We start from the raw sequence: 20,990 nt of genomic DNA, 5'->3' as shown, positions 1-20,990 counted from the left end.
TTCTCACGACACTGCTTATGCTCCCCCATGATCCCCAACGGATACTGAACAGGCATCTCCCACCCAGCAAAATCAACCAACTTACCGCCCAACTCAACGTGTAAATCGTAAAGAGGCGTGCGTTTCAATGCGTTAGACATGGCAGAGACCTTTCTAAAGACCTTGATAAAATCGCCGCGTTAATCGCAACGTAAGTTTGTGCTGCCGTAACTTGACACCAAGGTTCCTAGTACTGTGCAGCAAGTCAACAGGATTGAACCGTCAGCCATCAATCGGCCCCCAAAAGCTGGCGTCGCAAAAAGGTGTATACGGCCGCATACGGGGGCCATGTATCCTATAGGAAACTTTTTTCCGTTAGGCAACATTGGGCACACTGATCCATGGGCGATATTCTGCGGCGTACCGACACATCCGAGCCAAGGAATTGATTTTTGTCAAAGTCCTGCCGAACCGCTCTGGTCCCTGACCCGAACCTGCCCTAAGACTTCGCGCAAGAGGGGACGCCATGGCACATATAACACTGGTGCGTCACGGGCAGGCAAACACCGCTGCGCGAGACGAAGCAAACTATGACAAGCTCAGCGATCTGGGTCATCAGCAGGCGCGTTGGCTGGGCGCACATCTGCAGGACACGCAATCGTTTTATCCACGCGTCTTTTGCGGAACCCTTTCACGGCATGTGGAAACTGCGGCGAGCATGGGTCTGCCCGAGCCGACGCGTGACCCCCGCCTCAACGAGATCGAATACTTTAACATTGCAAAGCTGTACGAAGAGCAGCACGGCGTCGCGGTGCCAACCGACCGTGAAGGGTTTGTAGAACACCTGCCCCGCACGTTCGCAGCCTGGGCCCGGGGCGAGATCGAGGATACGCCAGAGACGTTCGAAGAATTCGAATCCCGTGTCTCGGACGCACTGCGCGACATCGGAACAGATGGAGGGCCAGCCATTGTCGTGACCTCGGGCGGGTTGATTTCGATGGTCGTGCGGCAGGCGATGGGACTGGACATACCGGCAATGGCAAGGGTGGCTCTTGCCATCATGAATACCTCAATGCATCGTCTGCACCCGATTGGCGCGCAGCTGAGTCCTGTCCTGTTCAATGCGGTTCCGCATCTTGAAGCGCCCGACAGGCAGTTTGCGCAGACGCATCTGTAAACCAAGTTCGGAGGACCACTGATGCAGCTTTATTATGCCCCTCGTACCATTTCGGTGGCCGTTGCCATCGCTTTGGAGGAAGCCGGCCTTGAATATGAGCCGGTTCGCCTGGATTTCGCCGAAGGGGAACAGACCAAACCGGCATACAAGCAGATCAACCCAAAAGGCCGGGTGCCGGCTTTGGTCGTTGACGGTGGTATCCTGACCGAAACCGGTGCATTGCTGGAATACGTCGCTGCGGTAGCACCGGCAGCGGGTCTGGTGCCCGAGGACCCGGTGATGGCCGCCCGGATGCGCGAAGTCATGTACTATCTGGCCTCGACCATGCACGTGAACCACGCGCACAAGCTGCGGGGTCACCGTTGGGCTGACAAGAAAGCCAGTTGGAAAGACATGACCGACAAGGTCGCGCAGACAATGACGGCGTCCTGTGAATACATCGTGTCGAATGGTCTGCGCGGGCCATTCGTGCTGGGCGATACGGTTTCACTGGCGGATGCGTATCTGTACGTGGTGTGCAGCTGGCTGGAAGGTGACGGCGTGGATGTCCCGGCCTTTCCCAAAATTCTCGCTTTCCGCGAGGCGATGGAAGCACGCGCCTCGGTTCAGGCGGTCCGCGCCGCCGGTATGCTCTGATTAAAGGACGACGCATGACACATCTCTGGGTCCGGGCAGAACAGCGCCCGAACGAAGAACGGGTTGGACTGACGCCCGACGGGGCTGCGGCTCTGATTGCAGCAGGCATTCGTGTAACAGTCGAGGAAAGCCATGTTCGCGCTATCCCGATCGATGGATATACGGCGGTGGGATGCGAGGTCGCGCCCGAGAATTCCTGGCCCGATGCACCGCAGGATGCGATCATCTTCGGTCTGAAGGAACTGCCTGAAGACGGCACGCCCCTGCCCCACCGTCATATCATGTTCGGGCATGCCTACAAGGGACAACACTCCGGTCGCGCCCTTTTGGAACGGTTCAAGGCGGGTGGCGGTACCCTCTATGACTTGGAATACCTCGTCGACGAAAATGGCCGCCGCGTCGCGGCCTTTGGGTACTGGGCGGGTTACGCCGGCGCTGCGGTGACACTGAAGACATGGGCAGCGCAACAACGGGGTGAGGAATGTCCGCCCGTGGGTGTGTACCCCGGCAAAGACGCGCTGAACGCGGAATTACTGGCGGAACTGGACGCCACCGGTGCGGATCGCCCCCGCGCCATCGTGATCGGCGCTTTGGGCCGCGTCGGCACAGGTGCCGCCGATCTGTGCGAAGCAATGGGCGTCGCAGTCACCAAATGGGACATGGCCGAAACCGCCTGCGGCGGACCTTTCCCCGAAATTCTGGATCACGACCTGTTCCTGAACTGCATCTTCGCCCGTCCCGGCACGCCGGTCTTTGTGCCGCGCGAAGCATTAGCCGCCCCGCGTGGCCTGACGGCCATTGGCGATGTCGCCTGCGACCCGGACAGCGATTACAACCCGGTGCCGGTCTATGACCGCGCCACTACGTGGGACGCACCTGCCCTGCGCGTGGCGACCGACCCGGTGATGGACGTCATGGCGATCGACAACCTGCCGTCGATGCTGCCGGTCGAAAGCTCGGAAGACTACGCGGCACAGTTGTTGCCCACCTTGCTGACCCTGACCGATCTGGACGGCGGCGTCTGGGGCCGGGCGGCAGAGACTTACAAAACTCATATCGAAGGGATCTGAACGATGACGATTCACTGGTGTGGCACCGGCCTGTCGGCCATCCCCGGCCTGCGTCGCCTGATCGAAAACGGGCAAAAAGTCACCGTCTGGAACCGGACTGTCGACAAGGCAAGGGCCGAGGTCGGCGACCTGACCGACGACATCCGCGCCTTCGACATCGACGCTCTGGCTGCGGTGCTGGAAAAGGGCGACGTCATCGTCTCGATGCTGCCGGGCGATTGGCATGTGCCTCTGGCCGAGTTGGCGATTTCGAAAGAAGCCAATTTCGTCTCATCCTCTTACATCGCACCCGAGATGCGCGCGCTGGACGACAAAGCGCGCGAAGCTGGCGTGGCGCTGGTCAACGAGGTTGGGCTGGACCCGGGCATCGATCACCTGATGGCGCACGCGCTGGTCGCAGACTACCGTGCCTCGGACGCGTTTGATCCGCAGAACCACCTGAGTTTCATCTCGTATTGCGGCGGCATCCCGAAGAACCCCAACCCGTTCCGCTACAAGTTCAGTTGGTCGCCGCTGGGTGTCCTCAAGGCGCTGCGCTCGCCGTCCAAATCGATCCGCGACTATGCCCCGCTGGATGTCGCCCGCCCGTGGGATGCAATCAGCAGCTATATCGCGCCCCTGCCGACGCCCGAAAGCTTTGAGGTCTACCCGAACCGCGACTCTCTGCCGTTCATGACAGAGTACCAGTTCGAGGATCACTGGACCGTCAAGGAGTTCGTTCGCGGCACCCTGCGCCTGAATGGCTGGGCCGACGCATGGTCGGATGTATTTGCCGAGATCGAATCCCTCTCCGGCCCCGAAGGCGATGCCCGGCTGAAAGAGATGTCCGACCAGTTCTGGGACGAAAACGCCTATGATGAAGGTGAACCGGACCGCGTAGTTCTGTGCGTTGGACTGAAGGCAGAAAAGGACGGCATCCCTGTCTGGCACAAGACCTATGTGATGGACGCCTGGGGCGACGCGCGCGGCACGGCTATGGCGCGTCTGGTCTCGATCCCGGTTTCACTGGCCGTTGAAGCCGTATTGAACCGGGCAATCCCCGTAGGTGTGCACGCAGCGCCCAGCGATCCTAAACTGGTCGCCGACTGGATGGCCGAGATCGATAAGCTGGCACAGCATTTGCAAGTTGTGGATCACCTATAATTTGCTGCTGGCACCGCCCCGGCCACATTCGGGGTGGTGCCTTCAATTCAAAGCAGCCTGCGCCAGATCAACAAGATTTCTACGCAGCTCTAGCCCCCAGATGTATTCGTTCATTAACTTCAACTGCGCCTCATCGGCATGACCGTCTGGAAGCACAAACAAACCGCCACTCACACATTCGAACACGCGATTTTCTAAGACAAACCGCGCCGCTGAATCTGAGGGGAAGTCTGTCAGAACCGACATTGCTGGCCCAAATAAAATCGCCTGCAGCGTCACCTTGGCGTGCACACCACCCTTCTCAAAGTACTCATCAAGGTTTTCGTAGCCTGATTCCCGAGCCATCGTCTCGACAAACTTTGGATATTGTTCACCCCATTTCCGTATTGCTTCGTCGCAGCTCAAAACAGGATAGCTGGCGCGCCGCTCCGGAAACAGTGGCGGGCAGTCAGGTCCGGCTTCTCGACACGCCTCGAAGAACTTTCTGCGTTGATACGCATTACCGGGATCACGCCTTACCGCCTGGGCGAATGCCAGGGCGGATTCTCGATACTCTTTCGCACGCAATTTGAAATAGCCTGAATATCTCCAGGCCCAGGCCCCTACGTCAAAATTGGTGACAGCATTATCAACCAGAACTTCCAGATCGTCCCAACGGCCCATACTCCGCAACAGTTTGGCTTTTGTTTCCAGTGAATAATCATCACCAGGCGCCAGAGCCAACGCTTTGTCTATGGCCACCAAGGCCGGCGGATAGTCCTTCGCGCGGGCATAAATCAACGCTTTCCATTACCACGGCACCTGGCTTTCCGGATCGGCAGTTATTGCCAGTTCGACCTCCTCCAACGCTGCTGTGCGATCCCCCTGCGAGAGGTAAACACGCATCTTGTGCCGATAAACAAGGGATCGGCTCGAGGGTTCCCAATCTTTCCAGTTCAACAAGTCATCACAGGCCGCCAACGCGGTCTGCGGATCTCCGGAGCTTTGGCTGTAAACGGATACCAGTTCACGGCGTTTTTCTCCAAGGAAGAGCAGCGCGCCAGTCGCCAATATGACCAGAATGGTTAGCACTCTGACGAAAGAAAACCTGCGTTTCGGGGCTTGGGAAATGGGATCCGATTTCATGCAAACAACCAGATGTATATTTGCCAAAGCCTTGGATGACAATTTTGGAGTTGTCCATGGCACCCGCGTTCCTACCCCATTGCAATTTCTGCGGCACGTGGCATTTTGGTTCGCGTGTCTAATTTCACTTCTGGTGTGCGGATAGATGCACGAAAGGAAAAGGCCACACCGAACTGCGTCGGAATGGCCTTTGCGGTCTGAAATAGGCAATTGCCTTCAGATGTAGCGGCGGATCGTATCCTCGATGTCGCTGCGGTTTATGCCCAGCTCTGACAGCTCCTGATCGGAAAAGCCGTTCAGATACTGTGCAGCGCGGACGATGTCGGCGCTGATCGCACGTATTTGCATGGCCCGGTCGAACAACAGCAGCGCACTTTCCGAAGGGGCCGGTTGCTTGCTTGGGGGGATGACATCAAACATTACTTGTTACCTCCTGGATGAGTTACACGGCTGCCTTTCGCAGGCAAATCATCACTGCCGATAAGGGGCACCGTGATAAACGCTCTGATATGCGCGCTGCTTGATTTCATCCCGAGGGACGCCGATGTCACGCAACTGACGGTCGCTCAACTGTTCGAGCTCGCGCACGGTTTTTGCGAAGATATTGCGGCGGAATTGCTCGGTTCTTGCTTCCGCGTAATCTGCAAACATGGTGGCAAATACATTGCGGTTCGGTTTTACGGTCTGTGTGGCTTGCATTGTCTTCTCCTCCTGATTTTGAATTGCGGTTTCAGTCACAACTCAAATAAAGGAACCGGTTCTTAAGGAGAGGAAACCGTAGCATTAAGGTCTGTTAACACGCCCATCGGCGCGTTGAACCCTGGCTGGGTTTGGTCAGCTTGCAGACGTCGGGATCAAGGTCTGCACTTAAATGCGGGATGGGGGCGGCGTCCGAGACAGGGAGCACGTGTCTACAATGTCATTGAACGCCGTGAAACGAAATGGGCCGCCACACAGTGCGTCGTGCAGCGGCCCAAGGGGGTTTTAGACGTTGTCCGGGTTCGGCACGATCAGCGTCGGGATTTTTGACCGGCGCAGAACGCGCTTGGCCACCGTGCCGAGGAACGTGTGCGAAAAGCCGTGGTCATGTGCGCCCAATACGATCAGGTCACATCCCATCTCGACCGAGCGCCTCAGGATCACCTCAGCCGGGTGTCCGTCGGTGACTTCAATCGAAGTCACCTGGTCACGGATCTTCGCGTCTTCGCCTTCGAACTGCGCCCAGAACTTGGCTTGTCGCTCGGCCAGGACCTTGCGCACCATTTCGTGGCGGCGCTTGGAGGCGGTTCTGCGTGTTTCCTCGTTCAGGATGAACATGTCCATCGTGATCTTGGCGTCCTCGGACAGGGGTTCGTTCACATGCAGGACGTGAATCTCCGCCCCCGTTGCCATCGCAATGCTGGCCGCATTGCGCATGGCGTGACCCGAGTTTTCCGACAGATCGGTAGCGAACAGGATACTTGTCACCATTTGTTTCATATCGTCATCCTTTCAGGTCAGTAGCCTAACAACCTTGGCAGCCATAGCGACAGCTCAGGGAAGAACGCGATGATGAAGATCGCGATTGTATTGGCCGCTGCGAAGGGCAGTGCACGCAGCGAGATCTGCTCGATAGTTATGTTTGAGATGCCCGATGCGATAAACAGGTTCTCACCCAGTGGCGGTGTCTGGAAGCCAATGCCCAGCGTACAGACCATCACCACACCAAAGTGGATCGGGTCGATGCCTACCGAATAGGCCACCGGCAACATCACCGGAACCAGGATCAGGATGGTTGCCAGCGTCTCCATGAACATGCCGACGAACAGCAGGAAGAAGATGATCAGGGCCCAGATCACATAAAGGTTGTCGGTAAAGCTGAGCATCGAGTCCGCGATGATCGCCGGTATCTGGTTTTCCACCAGAAGGCGGCCAAACACGGTCGCGGTGAACAGGATCAGCAGAACGCGGCCGGTCAGCCAGGTTGTGGCTTCAAGCGACTGGAACAGCGACTGCCATGTCAGTTCGCGGTAGATGACCACGCCAACGAACAGCGTGTAGAAGATCGCAACGATCGCAGCCTCGGTCGGTGTGAAGAAGCCGGTGTAGATGCCGCCCAGGATCACCAGCGGAGCCATCAGCGACCAGAACCCGCGGTACATCTCGCAACCCACGTGGCGGATCGACCAACCTTCGGCCACACCTTTGTAGCCACGCTTTTTCGACATGAAGAAGTTCAGGATCAGCAAGCTGGTGGCGATCAGGAAGGCCGGAACAAAACCCGCGATGAACAGTTTCGAGATCGAGACCGACTGGAAGGTGCCGAATTTCTCGACCGCTTCGATTGGCGGTGCCATACCGAGCGCGGCAATGCCGAAGATCACCATCGGGATGGAGGGAGGAATAATAATCCCGAGGCCGCCGGAAGAAGCGGTAATCGCAGAGGCATAGCCGCGCTCATAGCCACGGTCGATCATTGCTGGGATCATCAGCATCCCCACGGCCGCGGTTGTTGCCGGGCCCGAGCCCGAAATAGCGCCGAAGAACAGACAGGCCATAACCGTCGCCGCCGAGATACCGCCGGTGAACGGACCGGCGAGACTTTCCGCAACATTGATCAGGCGTTTTGAGATACCGGCCGCCTCCATAAGGGCACCGGCAAGGATAAAGGCAGGAAGCGCCATAAGCGGGAACGCACCCACCGAGGTAAAGGCGATCTGCACGAATTTGATTGGGTTATCGCCCAGATACAGGAACGAGAACAGCGAAGCCACGCCCAGAGCAACCGTGATCGGTGCACCTATGAGCAGCAGCAGAAGAAACGATCCAAACAGGATTGTGACGATTTCGGATTCCATGGTTTTTCCTCCCTGCCTCAGTCGTGCTTGGCTGCTTCGGTGGCAGCTTTGATTTCATCGAGGTCAATCTGATCGGGATCGTGGATGTCTTCACCCTTGACCAGGCGCAGGTAGTTCACCTGAATGATGCGGACGGTCATCAGCGCGAAGGCGATGGGCAGCACCATGTAGACATACTTCATCTCAATCCCCAGGGTCTGGGATTTCCAGAACTTGTTCATCTTGTTGAAGACAAAGTCGGTCGCCAGATACAGGAAGTAGACGTTGAAAAAGAGCCAGAAGAGATCGGCAAAAGCCTCGATATACTTGATGTAGCGGTCGGGCAGGAACTTGAACTGGAATGTCACCCGGTTATGCGCACCCTTCAGGGCGGCGTAGCTGGCGCCGAAATATACGAACCATACGAACATGTAGACCGAGAGTTCCTCGATCCAGCTGATCGAAAAGCCGAAGACTTCGCGCGCGATGATTTGTGCGAACAGCAAACAGACGAAGCCGGATAATAGGACCCGGCAGATGACACTTTCTATATTGTCCAGAAATTTCCAGAACATATCGGAATTCCCTCCTCCCTGAGATGAAAAGAGCGCCGAAGCGCTCTTTTCTTTTATCGCTCTGCGGCGATTATTGCTGGACCGGGTCGCGACCGATGGCTTCGAGAACTGCGTTCAGCTTGTCGACACCGCCGATGGACTCGTAGAACTGAGGCCAAACAGCAGTGGTTGCCAGTTCGATGAACTCGGCTTCGTCGTTCTCAGGATCGACGATTTCCATACCTTTTGCGATCAGCTCTTCCTTGATCGCAGCTTCCGAGTCGCGCAGGAATTGTGCGGACTTGGCGGTTGCTTCCTGACCTGCTTCCAGGATGAGCGCCTGATCTTCTTCGCTCAGGCTCTGGAACACTGCTTCAGAGATGATCAGCGGCTCGATCGAGAAGATGTAGCGCAGGTTGGTGACGTGGTCCTGTACTTCGTAGAACTTCATCGCGTTGATGGTCATGTACGGGTTGTCCTGACCGTCAACAACTTTGGTCTGCAGACCGGTGAAGGTTTCCGACCAGGCCATTGGCGTCGGGTTGATGCCCCAGGACTTGTAGGTTTCGATCATGATCTCGTTCTTGGGAACGCGGATAACCAGATCCTGCAGGTCGGCAACCGAAGTTACAGGCTTCTTCGAGTTGGTCAGGCGACGGAAACCGGTATAGGTCCACGCGATGATGCGAACACCTGCGTCACGCAGGGTGTTTTCGGTCAGTTCCTGACCGATCGGGCCTTGCGTTAGCGTTTCCGCGTCTTCCAGCGACAGGATGACGTAGGGCAGAGTGAACACGCCAACCGAAGGCGAGAACGGCGTGACGTTGTTGATCGCCAGCAGCGACATGTCCAGCGTGCCAATGGCCGCTTCGTTCACGGTGTCCTGTTCGGAACCCAGCTGACCGTTCAGGAACAGCGTACCGGTGTGCGCGCCACCGGACTTCTCCTCGAGTGCTTCGACAAAGAACTTGCCGGTTGCTTCCTGCGGGCTGCCCGCACTGTCGCCAACCGCGATCTTGAAGTTCTTTGCGTCTGCTGCGCCCGCAACCATCAGGGCCGCCACGGATACGGCGGCAGTCATGGTGCCAAGCTTTTTGATGAATGACATAGATGTCCTCCCAGTTTTATCAGGTTTCGAGGTGCGCGCCGTTCTGGGGAGAGATGAACGGTCCGATTCTGCCTCGGCCCCAAGAGACTAGCTCGTGATGGGTGTTTCTATGTTGCTATTCTTTGCGCGATAGGTTTCATATATATCAAACCTTATGAACTGGTGGGAAAATGGTTGCATCACGCATCGGCGACAGCGACATCCGATTGCTGAGGGTTTTTAAAACGGTTGTCGAAAGCGGCGGATTATCTGCGGCCGAAGTTGAACTGAACATCGGTAAATCAACAATTTCAAAACACATTACCGATCTGGAACTGCGGCTGGGCCTGAAACTCTGCAATCGAGGGCCTGCGGGATTTTCTCTGACCGAAGACGGAGCAAAAGTTCTGCAGGCGGCAGATCACCTGCTGGTGTCGGTGTCGCAGTTCCGAAATGAAGTGAGCGAGATCAAGGAACAACTGGGAGGAACGATCCGCATCTCGTTGTTCGACCAATGTGCGTCGAACCCGGATTCTCGCCTTGCACGTGCCATTCATCGTTTTAACGAAGCCGCACCGTCGGTTCAGATCGAATTGTCGCTGGAGCCGCCGAACGTCATCGAGACCATGGTCATCAGCGGCCAGCTCGACATCGGCATCATTGCATTGCACCGCCCGTCCACGAGCCTTCACTATGCGCCTTTGTATGGTGAAAACATGTTCCTTTATTGCGGTCGGGAGCACCCCTTGTTCCAGATGCCTGATCACGAACTGAAGACGAGTGATCTGCTTGCGTTCAACTATGCTGGGCTCAGCGTGAACTCACCCAATCTGATCGTTGGTCAACAACTGGGGTTTCGCCGTTCCGCCAAGGTTCAGAACGAACAGGCGCTGGCTATTCTTATTCTGTCGGGCCGTTACCTCGGCTATCTGCCAGACCACCTTGCAAAGAGCTTTGTTAACCAGGCACAAATGCGGAAGGTCCTGCCGAACGAGACCCAGTATCGCACCCGATTTGCCGCGGCCACCAGAAAACAGCCAGAGCCCACGCGCGTGACGAAGTTGTTTCTGGACGTATTGCTGAGCGAACACTCAAAGACATAACACTGACCAAAACCCGCCGCGTCGTTCTCAATTGCTTCGGACGCCATCAGCGACTGCCCAGAGACTATCCTCGTTGATCTGCGGGATCTTGTCCTGGCGTTCACACGCGGTGGATCAGGTCATGGGGCGGCCGTATGAATTTCTGACAAAGCGCGCTGACTGGTCTGGCGAAACAGCCTGACTTTGTTGCCATGCATAAATGGCTTGCACTGAAGGGTTTGCGTCTGTTCCGGTGTTTTGGCTGTCGAAAAGCGGCGCAAAGGCAGGGAATTGATCAGTGCCCAATATATCCATGCTTTCGCTCCAGACCGGGCATTCTTTTATCGCAGCCGCCAATCTCTTGTGAATTCCCGCCATCGCCCTTGCACGGGTTTTCTTCCCTCCCAAGTCAGCCTCATACTGAAGAGGCCGCGAAATGATTGACGACGAACCCCAGCCGGTAAAGTACTACAACCAGCATGACATCTGGACCCTCGACCCCACACCTGCGGACAAACAGGTGTACGATACCTTTTCCGCAGGCGTGGTTGACCTGTTGCAGGTACTGGACGACAACAAACCGATGCTCTCACGGGATGTCTACGCCAGACTATTTGCCTCATTGTTGGAGCTGTCCCGCGTTTTGGGAGAGTACGAAGATAGTTGGAGGCCAGACTATCAGGCTTAAAGCGAGCCCCCCTTCCTGCGGGGGTGAGAGTTGGGTAGCGGCACCTTCTGAAAACCGCCACGGTTGCATGAATTTGAATATTAAATATCGTATCCGCAAAGGGAGGATCACCCGATGCGGATGGAATTTCTGGCAATCACGATCTCAGTGTTTGCAACAGCGTTAAATGCGCAAACCTACGACGTCGTCATCCTCAATGGCCGGGTCATGGACCCTGAAACAAGTTTCGACGCCATAGCCAATGTTGGCATATCAGGCGGCTGGATCGTCGAAATCACAGACGAACTCATTGAAGGTGAAGAAACCATTGATGCGACCGGGCATGTCGTTGCTCCGGGTTTCATTGATCTTGAACAACACGGTCTTGATCCCTGGGGTATCAAGGTCAACTTGCGCGATGGCGTCACCACGCAGATGGATTTTGAACTTGGCGCCCTGAACATCGATGAATGGTACGCAAAGCGAAAGGGCACAACGCAGGCAAACTTTGGCACGGTCGTCGGTCAGGAATATGCCCGCATGCGTATCCATGACGGGATGACTCTTGAAGGCCCCGACGTTTCCATGCCCCTGACACTGTCCGTGCATCGTGCGCAAGCCGCCGAGGACGGCATCGATGGCTGGTCTGCAACCAAAAGCACACTGGATCAGATGAATCAGATCACGCAGATTCTGGATGAAGGGTTGCGGCAGGGCGCCATCGGCATTGGCTCAACAATTGGGTATGCCAGAGAGGGCATCACGACCTATGAAATGCTCGAAGCCCAAAAGATCGCTGCAAAGTATGGCCGCCTGACGTCCGCACACCACCGGTTTCATCCCAGCGCGTCGACTCCAACGGAATCGCAAACCGGCGTCAATGAACTTCTGGTAAACGCGATGGTGCTGGATGCGCCTCTGCATATCCACCATGACAACGACTATGGGTGGTGGGAAAATCAGGAAAAGATGCAGATGGCCCGCGCGAAGGGATACAACGTCTGGTCCAGCTACTACCCTTGGACGGCAGGTTCGGGGAATTACGGCGCTTCGATCGTCGCACCGGCCAATTGGGAAGACAATATGGGCTATAAGTACGAAGAAACGATCTTCGACCCTCAGCTCGACCGTTATGTGACCCGTGAAGAGTTCGAGGAATTTGCCGCGACCGAACCCGGTCGCACCCTGATCGCTTTCAGCCCACCGCGGGAACAATGGCTGTTGGACTGGATTAAGATACCTGGTTTTGCCGTGTCGGGGGATGGCATGCCAAGCCTCAATTCCAAAGGTGAGCCGTTAACATGGGACTCGCCGTACGAGGACTATGCCGGGCACCCAAGATCCGCCGGAACTCATGCAACCGTCCTGCGTTTGGCGCGCGAGAACGAAGTGCCGCTTATCTTCACCCTGGCACAACTCAGCTATTACCACGCCAAATTCCTTGGCGACACCGGTCTTCAGGCAATGAAAGTGCGTGGCCGGATGCAGGAAGGCATGGTTGCTGATATCACGATTTTCGACCCCGAGACTGTCTCTGAACAAGCAACCTATTCGAATGGCAGCAATGGCCTGCCATCCACCGGGATACCTTTTGCATTGGTGAACGGAGAGATCGTCGTTCGGGACAGCGTCGTTCAAAAGGACGTTTTTCCCGGGCAGGCAATCCGTTTCCCGGTCGAGGACGCCGGCAAGTTTGAACCCGCTTCGCGCAAGCAATGGCTGAACACATTTGCCATCGATAGCGGCGGGGCACGACCGACGTTGATCGAAGACATCACCGATGACGAGGCGTACCTGCCCCCTGCTGAACCTGCGCCGACACGCCTTGCCGGGCTGCCGCCAGCGCAAAGCGCCGTACAGGACTGGTTTGCTCAGGCCAACGGGTTTGACGACTCGCAACTGTTCCTATGTCGCGTTCACGGGGTTCTTGAGGATCGGGCCACGGCGCAAAGTGACTGGGCCGAGGCTGTTCTGGCGAAATGGGGAGGTGATACATCCGACCGGTTCGATCCATTGCTCTCAAGATAGACCGAGCGCGCCAAGCAATCTGTAATCGACCGAAGCCTTGCCGCCAAAGACGCTGTGCGTAACAAAACCACTTGCTGGGACAAATTTGATATTCCTAAGTTGGTGGGGTTTGTAACTTTAGACTTCAGGCGAGGTAAAATCCAATTACCGAGACTTTCTTTGATCCAACCGAGAGCATCATGCTTCCACCGAGCGCCCAAAAAGCGATTGATCACGTGCGCCGCAAATCTAGTGGTCCGCCAGTTCCGGATCATTTTCAAGTAACACTGAACTTCCATCCGGACGCGTTGCATGGAAATGAGTGGATGATTGAGGTGCTCGCGCGTGAATGCGTTTATCGATCACAGTTCGAAACCGGAAACAGCAATGGCGGTCTGACAGCGCATCCCGGAGGGGATCGGTGGGATTGGGAAAGCCGCATATTCGGAGCGGCATACGATAATGTCGAACCCTCACAGCGACCCAAATACGGCGCGTTGAACCATTTGGGGTTTGAAACAGGCGGTTCACCCCGCTTTGGGTCCTGTCATCTTCGATTGCGACCCCACGTCCTGTCACGCTCAACCTATTGCTATCCTGACAGCTATTTCGACCCGACCAATTTCGGTGTGGCCGACCGGATGAGTTTGATTTCGCTGGCAGCGCATAACGATCTGTCTTTGGACGAACTGGACGACTACATTGAAGCCCATGTTCATGGCCCTCTGGTCCTGGCTGAGGATGTCGAGGCTGCCGTATTGGACCCAAGTTACAGAGATACCGAAATCGAGGTTGCAGCGCAGAAACTAGAGTGCCCGATCGAATGGCATTCCGGTTATCGGTTGAGCGCGGATTGTATTACCGATTGCATTGGGTTTCGTGGCCAGAGTGCTGCTGACATGGCCGTCTCTCTTGTCGAAAACGATAGTCTGGCGCCCCGGCAAATCGGACTGGCCCGAAAGAATCGCGGGGCAGATCCACAATTACTGAAACGGGTCTGGCACTGTGTGGCTAGGTTCGGAAAGCTGAACAGTCAGTGATCACCTCTGGATCGGTTTTTTGACTTGAAACGCGAAGCTCTGACGGAAACCGGCTTCGTTGGCTGCAGCTGAATACGCTGCGATGACGGCCGACGGGTTCGCGCTGGTCAGCAATTCCTACCGACCGGAGAGAGTTCTGGCATTTGCGTGAAAACAATTCACCATCTCCCCCGAATAATTGAATTTTCGAACGCCCGGTTTTCGCGTCTAATATCCGGGCATGGGAGAGAGAATGGCGCGACGTTCGACAAAGCGGCAGAACCAGATATCCGGCACCGACCATTCAGGTGCCACGGAATTCTATGCTGGCGGCAAATTACGCCCCCTGTCAGAGCAGGACGTCAACAGGATCGTGGACCATGCGTTTGACATCCTGGCAACCGTTGGCATGGCCGGGCTGCCAGAGCAAGCCGCTAACAGGGCGTTGGCCCGCGGTGCACAACGGCGCGGTGATGGCAGGCTATGTTTCCCGAAAGAGATGGTCCTGCGCGCCCTTGCCAACGCAACCAGACATGTGAACTTGCCGGGGTTTTTCACCGGACGTGATCTGAGGATAGGTGGCGGAACCGTACACATTGGCACTGGCGGTGCGGCCGTACAGGTATTGGATGGTACAAGCCATACATACCGCGACAGCCATTTAGAGGACCTTTACGATCTGATGCGTGTTCTGGACGCATCGCCAAACATCCATTACGGGCTGCGCCCGGTCGTTGCCCGCAACCTGTCGGACCCGTTCGAACTGGACATCAACTCGGCCTTTGCCTGTATGAAAGCAACGTCCAAACCAATCGGCATCAGCTTTTGTGACGCGGAACACATCGCCCCTATTGTCGAGATGTTCGACCTGGCGCTTGGACATCCCGAAGCATTTCGCGAAAGACCATTTTGCATGGCGGTCATCGTGCACGTCGTGCCCCCGCTGACCTTTGCTGCGGAAGGCGTCCAAATGCTCGAAAAGGCGTTGGAGGCCGGTATGATCCCGCAGATTTGCTCGGCCGGGCAGGCCGGTGCGACCAGTCCCGTTACCCTGGCAGGGGCGCTGGCGCAGGGGTTGGCGGAATGCCTTGCCGGGCTGGTCGTGGTCGATGGAATTCAACGGGGTGCGCCCTGCATCTATGCTCTGATGCCATTCATCTCCGATTTGCGCACAGGCGCAATGAGCGGCGGTGGCGGCGAGGCAGCCATCGCCAACGCGGCTGCGGCCCAGTTGCTGGCGCATGTCGGACTGCCATCCACGGTATCCGCAGGCATGACGGATTCCAAACTGGTGGACGCACAGGCCGGGTATGAAAAGGGCTATACAGTCGCCCTGGCCGGGCACGCAGGCGCGGACATGATCAACCTTTCTGTCGGGATGCTGGGTTCGATCATGGTCGCCAGCCCCGAGGCAATGGTCATCGACGATGACATGTGCGGGGCCATCCTGCGATCGATCAAAGGAATAGACGTGTCGGATGCCACACTTGATCTGGCAGCCGTTGAACGCGTGGTCACTCAGGACGGGCACTATCTGGGCGAAGCCGAGACGTTAAACCGGATGAAATCCGACTATTACTACCCCACACTCGCCGACCGGCAAAGCGTAGATGATTGGATCGATGCGGGCAGGCCCACAGTCTGGGATCGAGCGCAGCAACGGGTCTCAGAAATTCTGGCAGGCCCGCCACCCACTCATGTAAGCGCCACCGCCGAAGCACGCATTCGTAAACGATTTCCCATTCGCCTTGAACAATGAAAGGAACCCAGATGCACGTATTTCGCAGCATGATCATCGAGGCCGTGATCGATCAAGTCTGGTCCGCAGTTCGCAGATTTGATGGCGTTGCAGCCTGGAATCCGGGCGTGGATCGGGCTGAGTTGGAAAATGGTGCTCCGACTGCCACAGGGACGATCCGATCTCTGTTCATTCCGGACGGGTCCATCTTTCGTGAAACCCTGCTGGCGCATTCGGACGCCGAGCATTTCTATACTTACGACATTCTTGAATGCCCCCTGCCGGTTTCCCACTACGTCGCAACGCACCGGTTCTTACCCATCACACATACCGGCCAGACGCTCGGGGTTTGGGAAAGCTGGTTTGATTGCGCCCCGGCTGATCGCGCCGAGATGGAGAAGATCGTCGGTGATGCGATCTACATCGGCGGCATGACCGGTTTGAACGCGTTCCTGAAAGGAGACTGAAAGTGGCCGATACACTTGCCCCCCGCGCCGTGATCGGCGTCATGACACCGGCGATGAACACCGTCGTCCAACCCGAACTGGAACTGTTGCGCCCCGAGGGCGTGACCAATCAGATGCAACGGTTTCGTCTCGGCGGGGACAATATCTCGGACGACTTGCCGGATGAGGCCGCAAAACTGATGGATTGCAAACCAGCGGCCATCGCCGTTGGTCTGACCACAGATGCAGGTCCGGGCGGTCCGGACAAGCTGAAAGCGCGCTGTCAGGATGTGTCGAACCACGTCGGAGTCCCGGTGTTAGGGGCATCGGGGGCGGACTACGAAGCCCTGAGAACCTTGGGCGCGCAAACAGTTGGCATAGTGACTCCGTTCAGTGCCGAAGTCGACGCTGTAGTCAGGGCCAACACCGAAGCCGCCGGGTTCGAAGTTGTGGCGATCAAGGGCACCGAGGCACCGACCTTACCTGAGATCTGCGAAACATCACTCAGCGATATTCGCGCGGTTTTCGCGCAGGTCGCCGCGTCTGACTGCGATGTCATTCTTCAGGTCGGAACCGCGTTGCCGGTCGTGTCGTTGATTGCCGAGCTTGAGCAGACCCACGGCAAACCCATCGTCGCCTGTAACACCGCCGTCTACTGGCAAACGTTGCGCGCCATCGGGATCACCGACCCAATCACCGGATATGGCAAGCTGTTGGAGCAATACTGAATGCGCACACATGCTGAGGTCGTCGTCATTGGCGGCGGGGCCGTAGGAACCGCTATTCTGTTTCATCTGGCAAAGGCAGGCATCACCGATACCGTCCTGATTGAAAAGAACGAACTGACCGCCGGGTCTACCTGGCACGCCGCTGGCAATATTCCGACCTACGCGAACTCCTGGCTTGGGATGCGGGCGGGCAACTATGCGTGGTCCCTGTACAAGGAAATGGCAGAGGATCCTGAGGCACCGATCACCTATCGGCACACATCGGCAATCTGGCCTGCGCATACGCCTGAACGTATGCAACTATTCCAACATCTCTGCGGTGTTTCGCGATCGGCGGGATTTGAACTATCGATGCTCTCACCCGCAGAGATCGAGCAGATGCACCCCTATTGGCACGCGGACGACTCTGTACTTGGCGGCATTCTGGACCCGTATGAAGGCGACATTGATCCCAGCCAGTTGACGCAGGCGCTTGCCAAACATGCCCGCGCTCTGGGGGCCGAAGTGCGCAGATTTACCCGTGTAACCGGGCTGAGCCAGCGGCCAAATGGGGAATGGGAAGTTCATACGCCCGCTGGCGTACTTGTTGCCGGAACAGTGATCAACGCTGCCGGGTCAAGCGGGGCGAAGGTCGCTGCGATGGCGGGTCTGCACCTTCCCGTGGTCACGCTCGAACATCAGTACATGGTGACAACTGCGTTGCCGCAGTTGGAGGAAGATACTGAACTCTTCCCCCTCATCCGCGACCCGGACATTCGGTTCTATCTGCGCCGGGAACGCAACGCTTTGTTGCTGGGCTCATACGCGCATGAAGGGCGGCCGGTTTGGCAGGATGGTGTGCCCGAGGATTTTGACCACCAGCTGTTTGCCGATGACATTGATGGGATGATGGAGGTGTTCGAAGCCGCCGCATCTCATGTGCCGATACTGGCCGAGGCGGGCGCGCAGCGCTTTGTGAATGGTCCCATCCCTTACGCGCCCGACGCGCTGCCGCTGGTCGGACCGGCGGGCGGGGTACGGAACTTCTATCATGCGACCGGCGTTCAAATCGGGATCACTCATTCTGCCGCGATCGGCAAAGCCATCGCCGAATGGCTGACAGAAGGAGAAACCGAGTGGGATCTGTCCGCCTGGGACCCGCGCCGCTTTGGCAACTGGGCCACTCAGGACTATGCCGCGGCCCGGGCGTCCGAGCATTACGATTTGCAATATGCCATTCCCTACCCGCGCCGGATCATGTCATCCGGGCGGGCCGTCAACCAAACCCCTCTCTACGACCACCTGCGGGATCAGGGCGCGGTGATGGGACAGATCGGCGGGTGGGAGCGCGCCTTCTGGTTCCAACGGGACGACATCAAAGACACCGGCGAGCTCAGCTTCGGGCATGAACCCTGGCAGGATGCCGTCCGGCTGGAATGTGAGACTGTACGCGATGCCGTCGGGATCATGGATCACGGCGGTTTCACGAAGTACGTACTGGAAGGGCCGGATGCAGCCGATGTTCTGAACCGGCTGGTTTGTGGTGCTCTGCCGCCTGTTGGCCGAGTCCGGCTGTCCTACATGCTGACACCAAAGGGCTGCATCTGGTCCGAAGCAACGATCGCGCGACTGGCCGAAGACAGGTTTCTGCTCTGCGGTCCGACACTGGCCGTGGATCGGGACTTTGACTGGGTTTCCCAATACATCGGCTCGGCGAATGCAATTCTGAGTCAGGGCTATGACAGGGACGGCGCGTTGCTGGTGATGGGGCCACGGTCCCGCGATTTGCTTCTGCCTCTGACGTCAGCCGATCTGAATGCGCCATGGATGAGCGTCGCGGAAATCGAGATTGCGGGTATCTCCGTTACAGCTCTGCGGGTCAGTTACGTCGGCGAGCTGGGCTGGGAATTGCACGTCGCATCAGACGATCTGGTGACGCTCTACAACACGATCTGGCAGGCCGGTGCAGAACATGGCATCTGCAACTTTGGCTCCTATGCACTAAACGCGATGCGGATCGAAAAGGGTTATCACGGCTGGGGCGCTGACTTCGGCACCGAATACACCTTGTACGATGCCGGTCTGTCGAAGTTTGCCAACTTGTCGAAGGGCGAATTTCTAGGCCGCGATGCCGTTTTTCAACAGGGGCAGACCGACGCCGAATGGGAGTTCATTGGATTGGAGATCAACGACCCGGGACCAGAGCCGATGCCCTCAGATCCGATAATCAAAGACGGGAAGGTCATTGGCTATCTTACATCTGTCTCAATGGGATATCGGACCGGCAAGCTCTTGGCGCTTGGTTACGTTGAGCACGGTAAATTGGCCATGACAGAATCATGTCACATTCAGGCTTTCGGAGAGTTGCGCACCGCCACACGCCATAGCCACCACGTCTATGACCCCGACAACATCAGATTGAGGGCCTAGCCAAACCCGCCGTTCTCCGCGCACCAATCGGCAAGTGCCTTCGCAACCTCCAGGATCGGACCGACTTGTTGGTCGTCTAAGCGGATCAGGGCTTGCCAGGGAACATCAATGCCGCTCTTGCCCACGCGCGCACCAACAAGTCGCCCGGTCTTGATGGCCGGGCGTACAGCCCAACCTGCCAACACGCTGCTTCCCTGTCCGGCGGCAACAAGTTCCACAATTGCTTCGGGAAGTTCAACCATCGTCGTCCAACGTGGATATCTGCCTGACGGGCGAAAGAGGCGCGCGAACTCGCGATCCGGCTCAGGCGTCAACGCATAGGTAATGAACTCTTCCCCTTCGATATCAACACCATCGACAAACGGCTTACCTGCGAGGCGATGTTCAGGCGCAACGACGAACAGCAGTTCGTCAGAGAAAAGAGGTAAATTGCAGGTCCCGATTGGCTGGGTATCCCCGGACGCAATGACCAGATCAACATCGCGGTTCATGAGGGCATGGACAGGATCACGCCCGACATTCGCCGTTACCTGCAATTCGGTATCCGGCAAGTGATCCCGAAGATATGTGTTGAAGCCGGGCAGCCAATGATACGAACTGTAGGTTTCGACGCAAATTCGCACGACATGTGCAATGCCGCGATCCATACGTCGAACATCAAGTTCCGCGCGTTCCATCTCACCAAGCACACGATCCGCCATCTCGGCCAGATATTCAGCAGCCGGCGTCATGCGCAATCGCTTGTGCATGCGCGTAAACAGAACCAGATCCAACCGTCGTTCCGCTTCTCTGATGCGATGGGACAGCGCGGAAGACGTAATACCCAACGCCTCTGCTGCATCGGTCACCCGCCCATGCCTCGCAATAGCCCGGATCATCTTGAGATGTCGAAGATCAAGAAATGGACCTTCTGCCATTGTCTTCCCCGAATAGGATTCACAATAGAGATTTGTTAGAAACCTATAGACATTGGTCAACATGAATCCGATCCGGGATCGGCATGGTGCGGCCAAGTTTGGCGTTTTTTGCTACGCTTGCCCTGATTGAGCGTGTCACGGTCCAGTATGAACGGGATAGCGTGCAGATTGATTTGGAAGGTGCACTGGCAGCGCCGGTTAGGGGCATCTCAGAACGAATAGAGCCGCCGAGGGGCGGCTTGTTCGGTACTTTGTTCGCTAAAGTTGGTTGCGGGAGTAGGATTTGAACCTCTGACCTTCAGGTTATGAGCCTGACGATGTTTGATCGTTAAGCAGACAGTCCGGTGGACTGTTTGTAGATCGAACGGGCTGTTAGAAGTTGGTTGCGGG

General features: G+C 56.9%; 21 protein-coding genes and 1 pseudogene. 12 read left to right on the top strand and 10 right to left on the bottom strand.

Features of this window, described 5'->3' with window-relative positions; translation table 11 throughout:
- Positions 1-140, bottom strand: a pseudogene (gene gcvT, locus MHN28_RS23900) (glycine cleavage system aminomethyltransferase GcvT); the annotation flags it as partial.
- A 365-nt stretch (positions 141-505) separates the two neighbouring features.
- Between gcvT and MHN28_RS23895 the strand changes: the two are divergent.
- From MHN28_RS23895 to MHN28_RS23880, 4 genes are read left to right on the top strand one after another with little or no spacing between them, the layout of a single operon-like run.
- Positions 506-1,156 (top strand): histidine phosphatase family protein, encoded by a 651-nt coding sequence (locus MHN28_RS23895; RefSeq protein WP_239345453.1) that lies wholly within the window; start codon positions 506-508, stop codon positions 1,154-1,156.
- A 21-nt stretch (positions 1,157-1,177) separates the two neighbouring features.
- Positions 1,178-1,792 (top strand): glutathione S-transferase family protein, encoded by a 615-nt coding sequence (locus tag MHN28_RS23890; protein ID WP_239345451.1) that lies wholly within the window; start codon positions 1,178-1,180, stop codon positions 1,790-1,792.
- 14 nt (positions 1,793-1,806) lie between these two features.
- Positions 1,807-2,862: a saccharopine dehydrogenase gene (locus tag MHN28_RS23885; RefSeq protein ID WP_239345449.1), complete on the top strand. Its 1,056-nt coding sequence runs from the start codon at positions 1,807-1,809 to the stop codon at positions 2,860-2,862.
- Between the two features lie 3 nt (positions 2,863-2,865).
- Positions 2,866-4,005, top strand: coding sequence for a saccharopine dehydrogenase family protein (locus MHN28_RS23880; protein ID WP_239345447.1), 1,140 nt, complete (start codon positions 2,866-2,868; stop codon positions 4,003-4,005).
- Between the two features lie 42 nt (positions 4,006-4,047).
- On the opposite strand, the gene MHN28_RS23875 is transcribed toward MHN28_RS23880, so the two are convergent.
- From MHN28_RS23875 to MHN28_RS23840, 8 genes are all read right to left on the bottom strand, one after another.
- Entirely contained in the window at positions 4,048-4,785 is a 738-nt protein-coding gene (locus tag MHN28_RS23875; RefSeq protein WP_239345445.1) for a M48 family metallopeptidase, read from the bottom strand.
- 9 nt (positions 4,786-4,794) lie between these two features.
- Positions 4,795-5,130: a hypothetical protein gene (locus MHN28_RS23870; protein ID WP_239345443.1), complete on the bottom strand. Its 336-nt coding sequence runs from the start codon at positions 5,128-5,130 to the stop codon at positions 4,795-4,797.
- Between the two features lie 216 nt (positions 5,131-5,346).
- The gene (locus MHN28_RS23865) at positions 5,347-5,550 is read right to left on the bottom strand and encodes a hypothetical protein (RefSeq protein WP_239345442.1); all 204 of its coding nucleotides are present in this window, start codon (positions 5,548-5,550) and stop codon (positions 5,347-5,349) included.
- Between the two features lie 51 nt (positions 5,551-5,601).
- Positions 5,602-5,829, bottom strand: coding sequence for a DUF1127 domain-containing protein (locus MHN28_RS23860; RefSeq protein WP_239345440.1), 228 nt, complete (start codon positions 5,827-5,829; stop codon positions 5,602-5,604).
- Between the two features lie 285 nt (positions 5,830-6,114).
- A complete protein-coding gene (locus MHN28_RS23855; protein WP_239345438.1) occupies positions 6,115-6,609 on the bottom strand; it encodes a universal stress protein in 495 nt (164 codons plus the stop codon).
- 17 nt (positions 6,610-6,626) lie between these two features.
- The gene (locus MHN28_RS23850) at positions 6,627-7,967 is read right to left on the bottom strand and encodes a TRAP transporter large permease (protein WP_239345436.1); all 1,341 of its coding nucleotides are present in this window, start codon (positions 7,965-7,967) and stop codon (positions 6,627-6,629) included.
- A gap of 17 nt (positions 7,968-7,984) precedes the next feature.
- Positions 7,985-8,521: a TRAP transporter small permease gene (locus MHN28_RS23845; protein ID WP_239345434.1), complete on the bottom strand. Its 537-nt coding sequence runs from the start codon at positions 8,519-8,521 to the stop codon at positions 7,985-7,987.
- Between the two features lie 70 nt (positions 8,522-8,591).
- Complete coding sequence (locus tag MHN28_RS23840) at positions 8,592-9,608, bottom strand: TRAP transporter substrate-binding protein (RefSeq protein WP_239345432.1); 1,017 nt, start codon at positions 9,606-9,608, stop codon at positions 8,592-8,594.
- Between the two features lie 170 nt (positions 9,609-9,778).
- Here MHN28_RS23840 and MHN28_RS23835 point away from each other — a divergent pair, with 170 nt between their 5' ends.
- The 8 genes from MHN28_RS23835 to MHN28_RS23800 all read left to right on the top strand — a co-directional run bounded on the left by MHN28_RS23835 (position 9,779) and on the right by MHN28_RS23800 (position 19,683).
- Positions 9,779-10,690 carry a LysR family transcriptional regulator gene (locus tag MHN28_RS23835; RefSeq protein WP_239345430.1) on the top strand — a complete coding sequence of 304 codons (912 nt, stop codon included), beginning with the start codon at positions 9,779-9,781 and terminating at the stop codon, positions 10,688-10,690.
- 415 nt (positions 10,691-11,105) lie between these two features.
- On the top strand, positions 11,106-11,357 hold the full coding sequence (locus MHN28_RS23830) for a hypothetical protein (protein ID WP_239345428.1): 252 nt from the start codon (positions 11,106-11,108) through the stop codon (positions 11,355-11,357).
- A gap of 114 nt (positions 11,358-11,471) precedes the next feature.
- Positions 11,472-13,364, top strand: a complete 1,893-nt coding sequence (locus tag MHN28_RS23825; RefSeq protein WP_239345427.1) for an amidohydrolase family protein — start codon at positions 11,472-11,474, stop codon at positions 13,362-13,364.
- Between the two features lie 179 nt (positions 13,365-13,543).
- Entirely contained in the window at positions 13,544-14,383 is an 840-nt protein-coding gene (locus MHN28_RS23820; protein ID WP_239345425.1) for a DUF3626 domain-containing protein, read from the top strand.
- A 232-nt stretch (positions 14,384-14,615) separates the two neighbouring features.
- Positions 14,616-16,121 carry a trimethylamine methyltransferase family protein gene (locus MHN28_RS23815; protein WP_239345423.1) on the top strand — a complete coding sequence of 502 codons (1,506 nt, stop codon included), beginning with the start codon at positions 14,616-14,618 and terminating at the stop codon, positions 16,119-16,121.
- An 11-nt stretch (positions 16,122-16,132) separates the two neighbouring features.
- The gene (locus MHN28_RS23810) at positions 16,133-16,567 is read left to right on the top strand and encodes an SRPBCC family protein (protein ID WP_239345421.1); all 435 of its coding nucleotides are present in this window, start codon (positions 16,133-16,135) and stop codon (positions 16,565-16,567) included.
- Between the two features lie 2 nt (positions 16,568-16,569).
- Entirely contained in the window at positions 16,570-17,274 is a 705-nt protein-coding gene (locus MHN28_RS23805; RefSeq protein ID WP_239345419.1) for a hypothetical protein, read from the top strand.
- Positions 17,275-19,683, top strand: a complete 2,409-nt coding sequence (locus tag MHN28_RS23800; protein ID WP_239345418.1) for an FAD-dependent oxidoreductase — start codon at positions 17,275-17,277, stop codon at positions 19,681-19,683.
- Here the strand turns inward: MHN28_RS23800 and MHN28_RS23795 are convergent.
- Positions 19,680-20,600: a LysR family transcriptional regulator gene (locus MHN28_RS23795; protein WP_239345416.1), complete on the bottom strand. Its 921-nt coding sequence runs from the start codon at positions 20,598-20,600 to the stop codon at positions 19,680-19,682. The two genes, MHN28_RS23800 and MHN28_RS23795, sit on opposite strands and share 4 nt — an antisense overlap.
- Positions 20,601-20,990: the final 390 nt, after the last annotated feature.

This window comes from Ruegeria sp. Ofav3-42 (genome assembly GCF_022347725.1).
Taxonomy (GTDB): Bacteria; Pseudomonadota; Alphaproteobacteria; order Rhodobacterales; family Rhodobacteraceae; genus Ruegeria.
The sequence above is the reverse complement of the archived record's forward strand: the minus strand, read 5'-3'. Positions and strand labels throughout refer to the sequence as shown.

Excerpts from the sequence above, each read along its gene's own strand:
- MHN28_RS23860 (WP_239345440.1), bottom strand. The coding sequence starts at position 5,829 with ATGCAAGCCACACAGACCGTAAAACCGAACCGCAATGTATTTGCCACC.
- MHN28_RS23855 (WP_239345438.1), bottom strand. The coding sequence starts at position 6,609 with ATGAAACAAATGGTGACAAGTATCCTGTTCGCTACCGATCTGTCGGAA.
- MHN28_RS23815 (WP_239345423.1), top strand. The coding sequence starts at position 14,616 with ATGGCGCGACGTTCGACAAAGCGGCAGAACCAGATATCCGGCACCGAC.
- MHN28_RS23885 (WP_239345449.1), top strand. The coding sequence starts at position 1,807 with ATGACACATCTCTGGGTCCGGGCAGAACAGCGCCCGAACGAAGAACGG.
- MHN28_RS23845 (WP_239345434.1), bottom strand. The coding sequence starts at position 8,521 with ATGTTCTGGAAATTTCTGGACAATATAGAAAGTGTCATCTGCCGGGTC.
- MHN28_RS23865 (WP_239345442.1), bottom strand. The coding sequence starts at position 5,550 with ATGTTTGATGTCATCCCCCCAAGCAAGCAACCGGCCCCTTCGGAAAGT.
- MHN28_RS23835 (WP_239345430.1), top strand. The coding sequence starts at position 9,779 with ATGGTTGCATCACGCATCGGCGACAGCGACATCCGATTGCTGAGGGTT.
- MHN28_RS23825 (WP_239345427.1), top strand. The coding sequence starts at position 11,472 with ATGCGGATGGAATTTCTGGCAATCACGATCTCAGTGTTTGCAACAGCG.
- MHN28_RS23810 (WP_239345421.1), top strand. The coding sequence starts at position 16,133 with ATGCACGTATTTCGCAGCATGATCATCGAGGCCGTGATCGATCAAGTC.
- MHN28_RS23820 (WP_239345425.1), top strand. The coding sequence starts at position 13,544 with ATGCTTCCACCGAGCGCCCAAAAAGCGATTGATCACGTGCGCCGCAAA.
- MHN28_RS23840 (WP_239345432.1), bottom strand. The coding sequence starts at position 9,608 with ATGTCATTCATCAAAAAGCTTGGCACCATGACTGCCGCCGTATCCGTG.
- MHN28_RS23895 (WP_239345453.1), top strand. The coding sequence starts at position 506 with ATGGCACATATAACACTGGTGCGTCACGGGCAGGCAAACACCGCTGCG.
- MHN28_RS23830 (WP_239345428.1), top strand. The coding sequence starts at position 11,106 with ATGATTGACGACGAACCCCAGCCGGTAAAGTACTACAACCAGCATGAC.
- MHN28_RS23870 (WP_239345443.1), bottom strand. The coding sequence starts at position 5,130 with ATGAAATCGGATCCCATTTCCCAAGCCCCGAAACGCAGGTTTTCTTTC.
- MHN28_RS23880 (WP_239345447.1), top strand. The coding sequence starts at position 2,866 with ATGACGATTCACTGGTGTGGCACCGGCCTGTCGGCCATCCCCGGCCTG.
- MHN28_RS23800 (WP_239345418.1), top strand. The coding sequence starts at position 17,275 with ATGCGCACACATGCTGAGGTCGTCGTCATTGGCGGCGGGGCCGTAGGA.
- MHN28_RS23850 (WP_239345436.1), bottom strand. The coding sequence starts at position 7,967 with ATGGAATCCGAAATCGTCACAATCCTGTTTGGATCGTTTCTTCTGCTG.
- MHN28_RS23795 (WP_239345416.1), bottom strand. The coding sequence starts at position 20,600 with ATGGCAGAAGGTCCATTTCTTGATCTTCGACATCTCAAGATGATCCGG.
- MHN28_RS23890 (WP_239345451.1), top strand. The coding sequence starts at position 1,178 with ATGCAGCTTTATTATGCCCCTCGTACCATTTCGGTGGCCGTTGCCATC.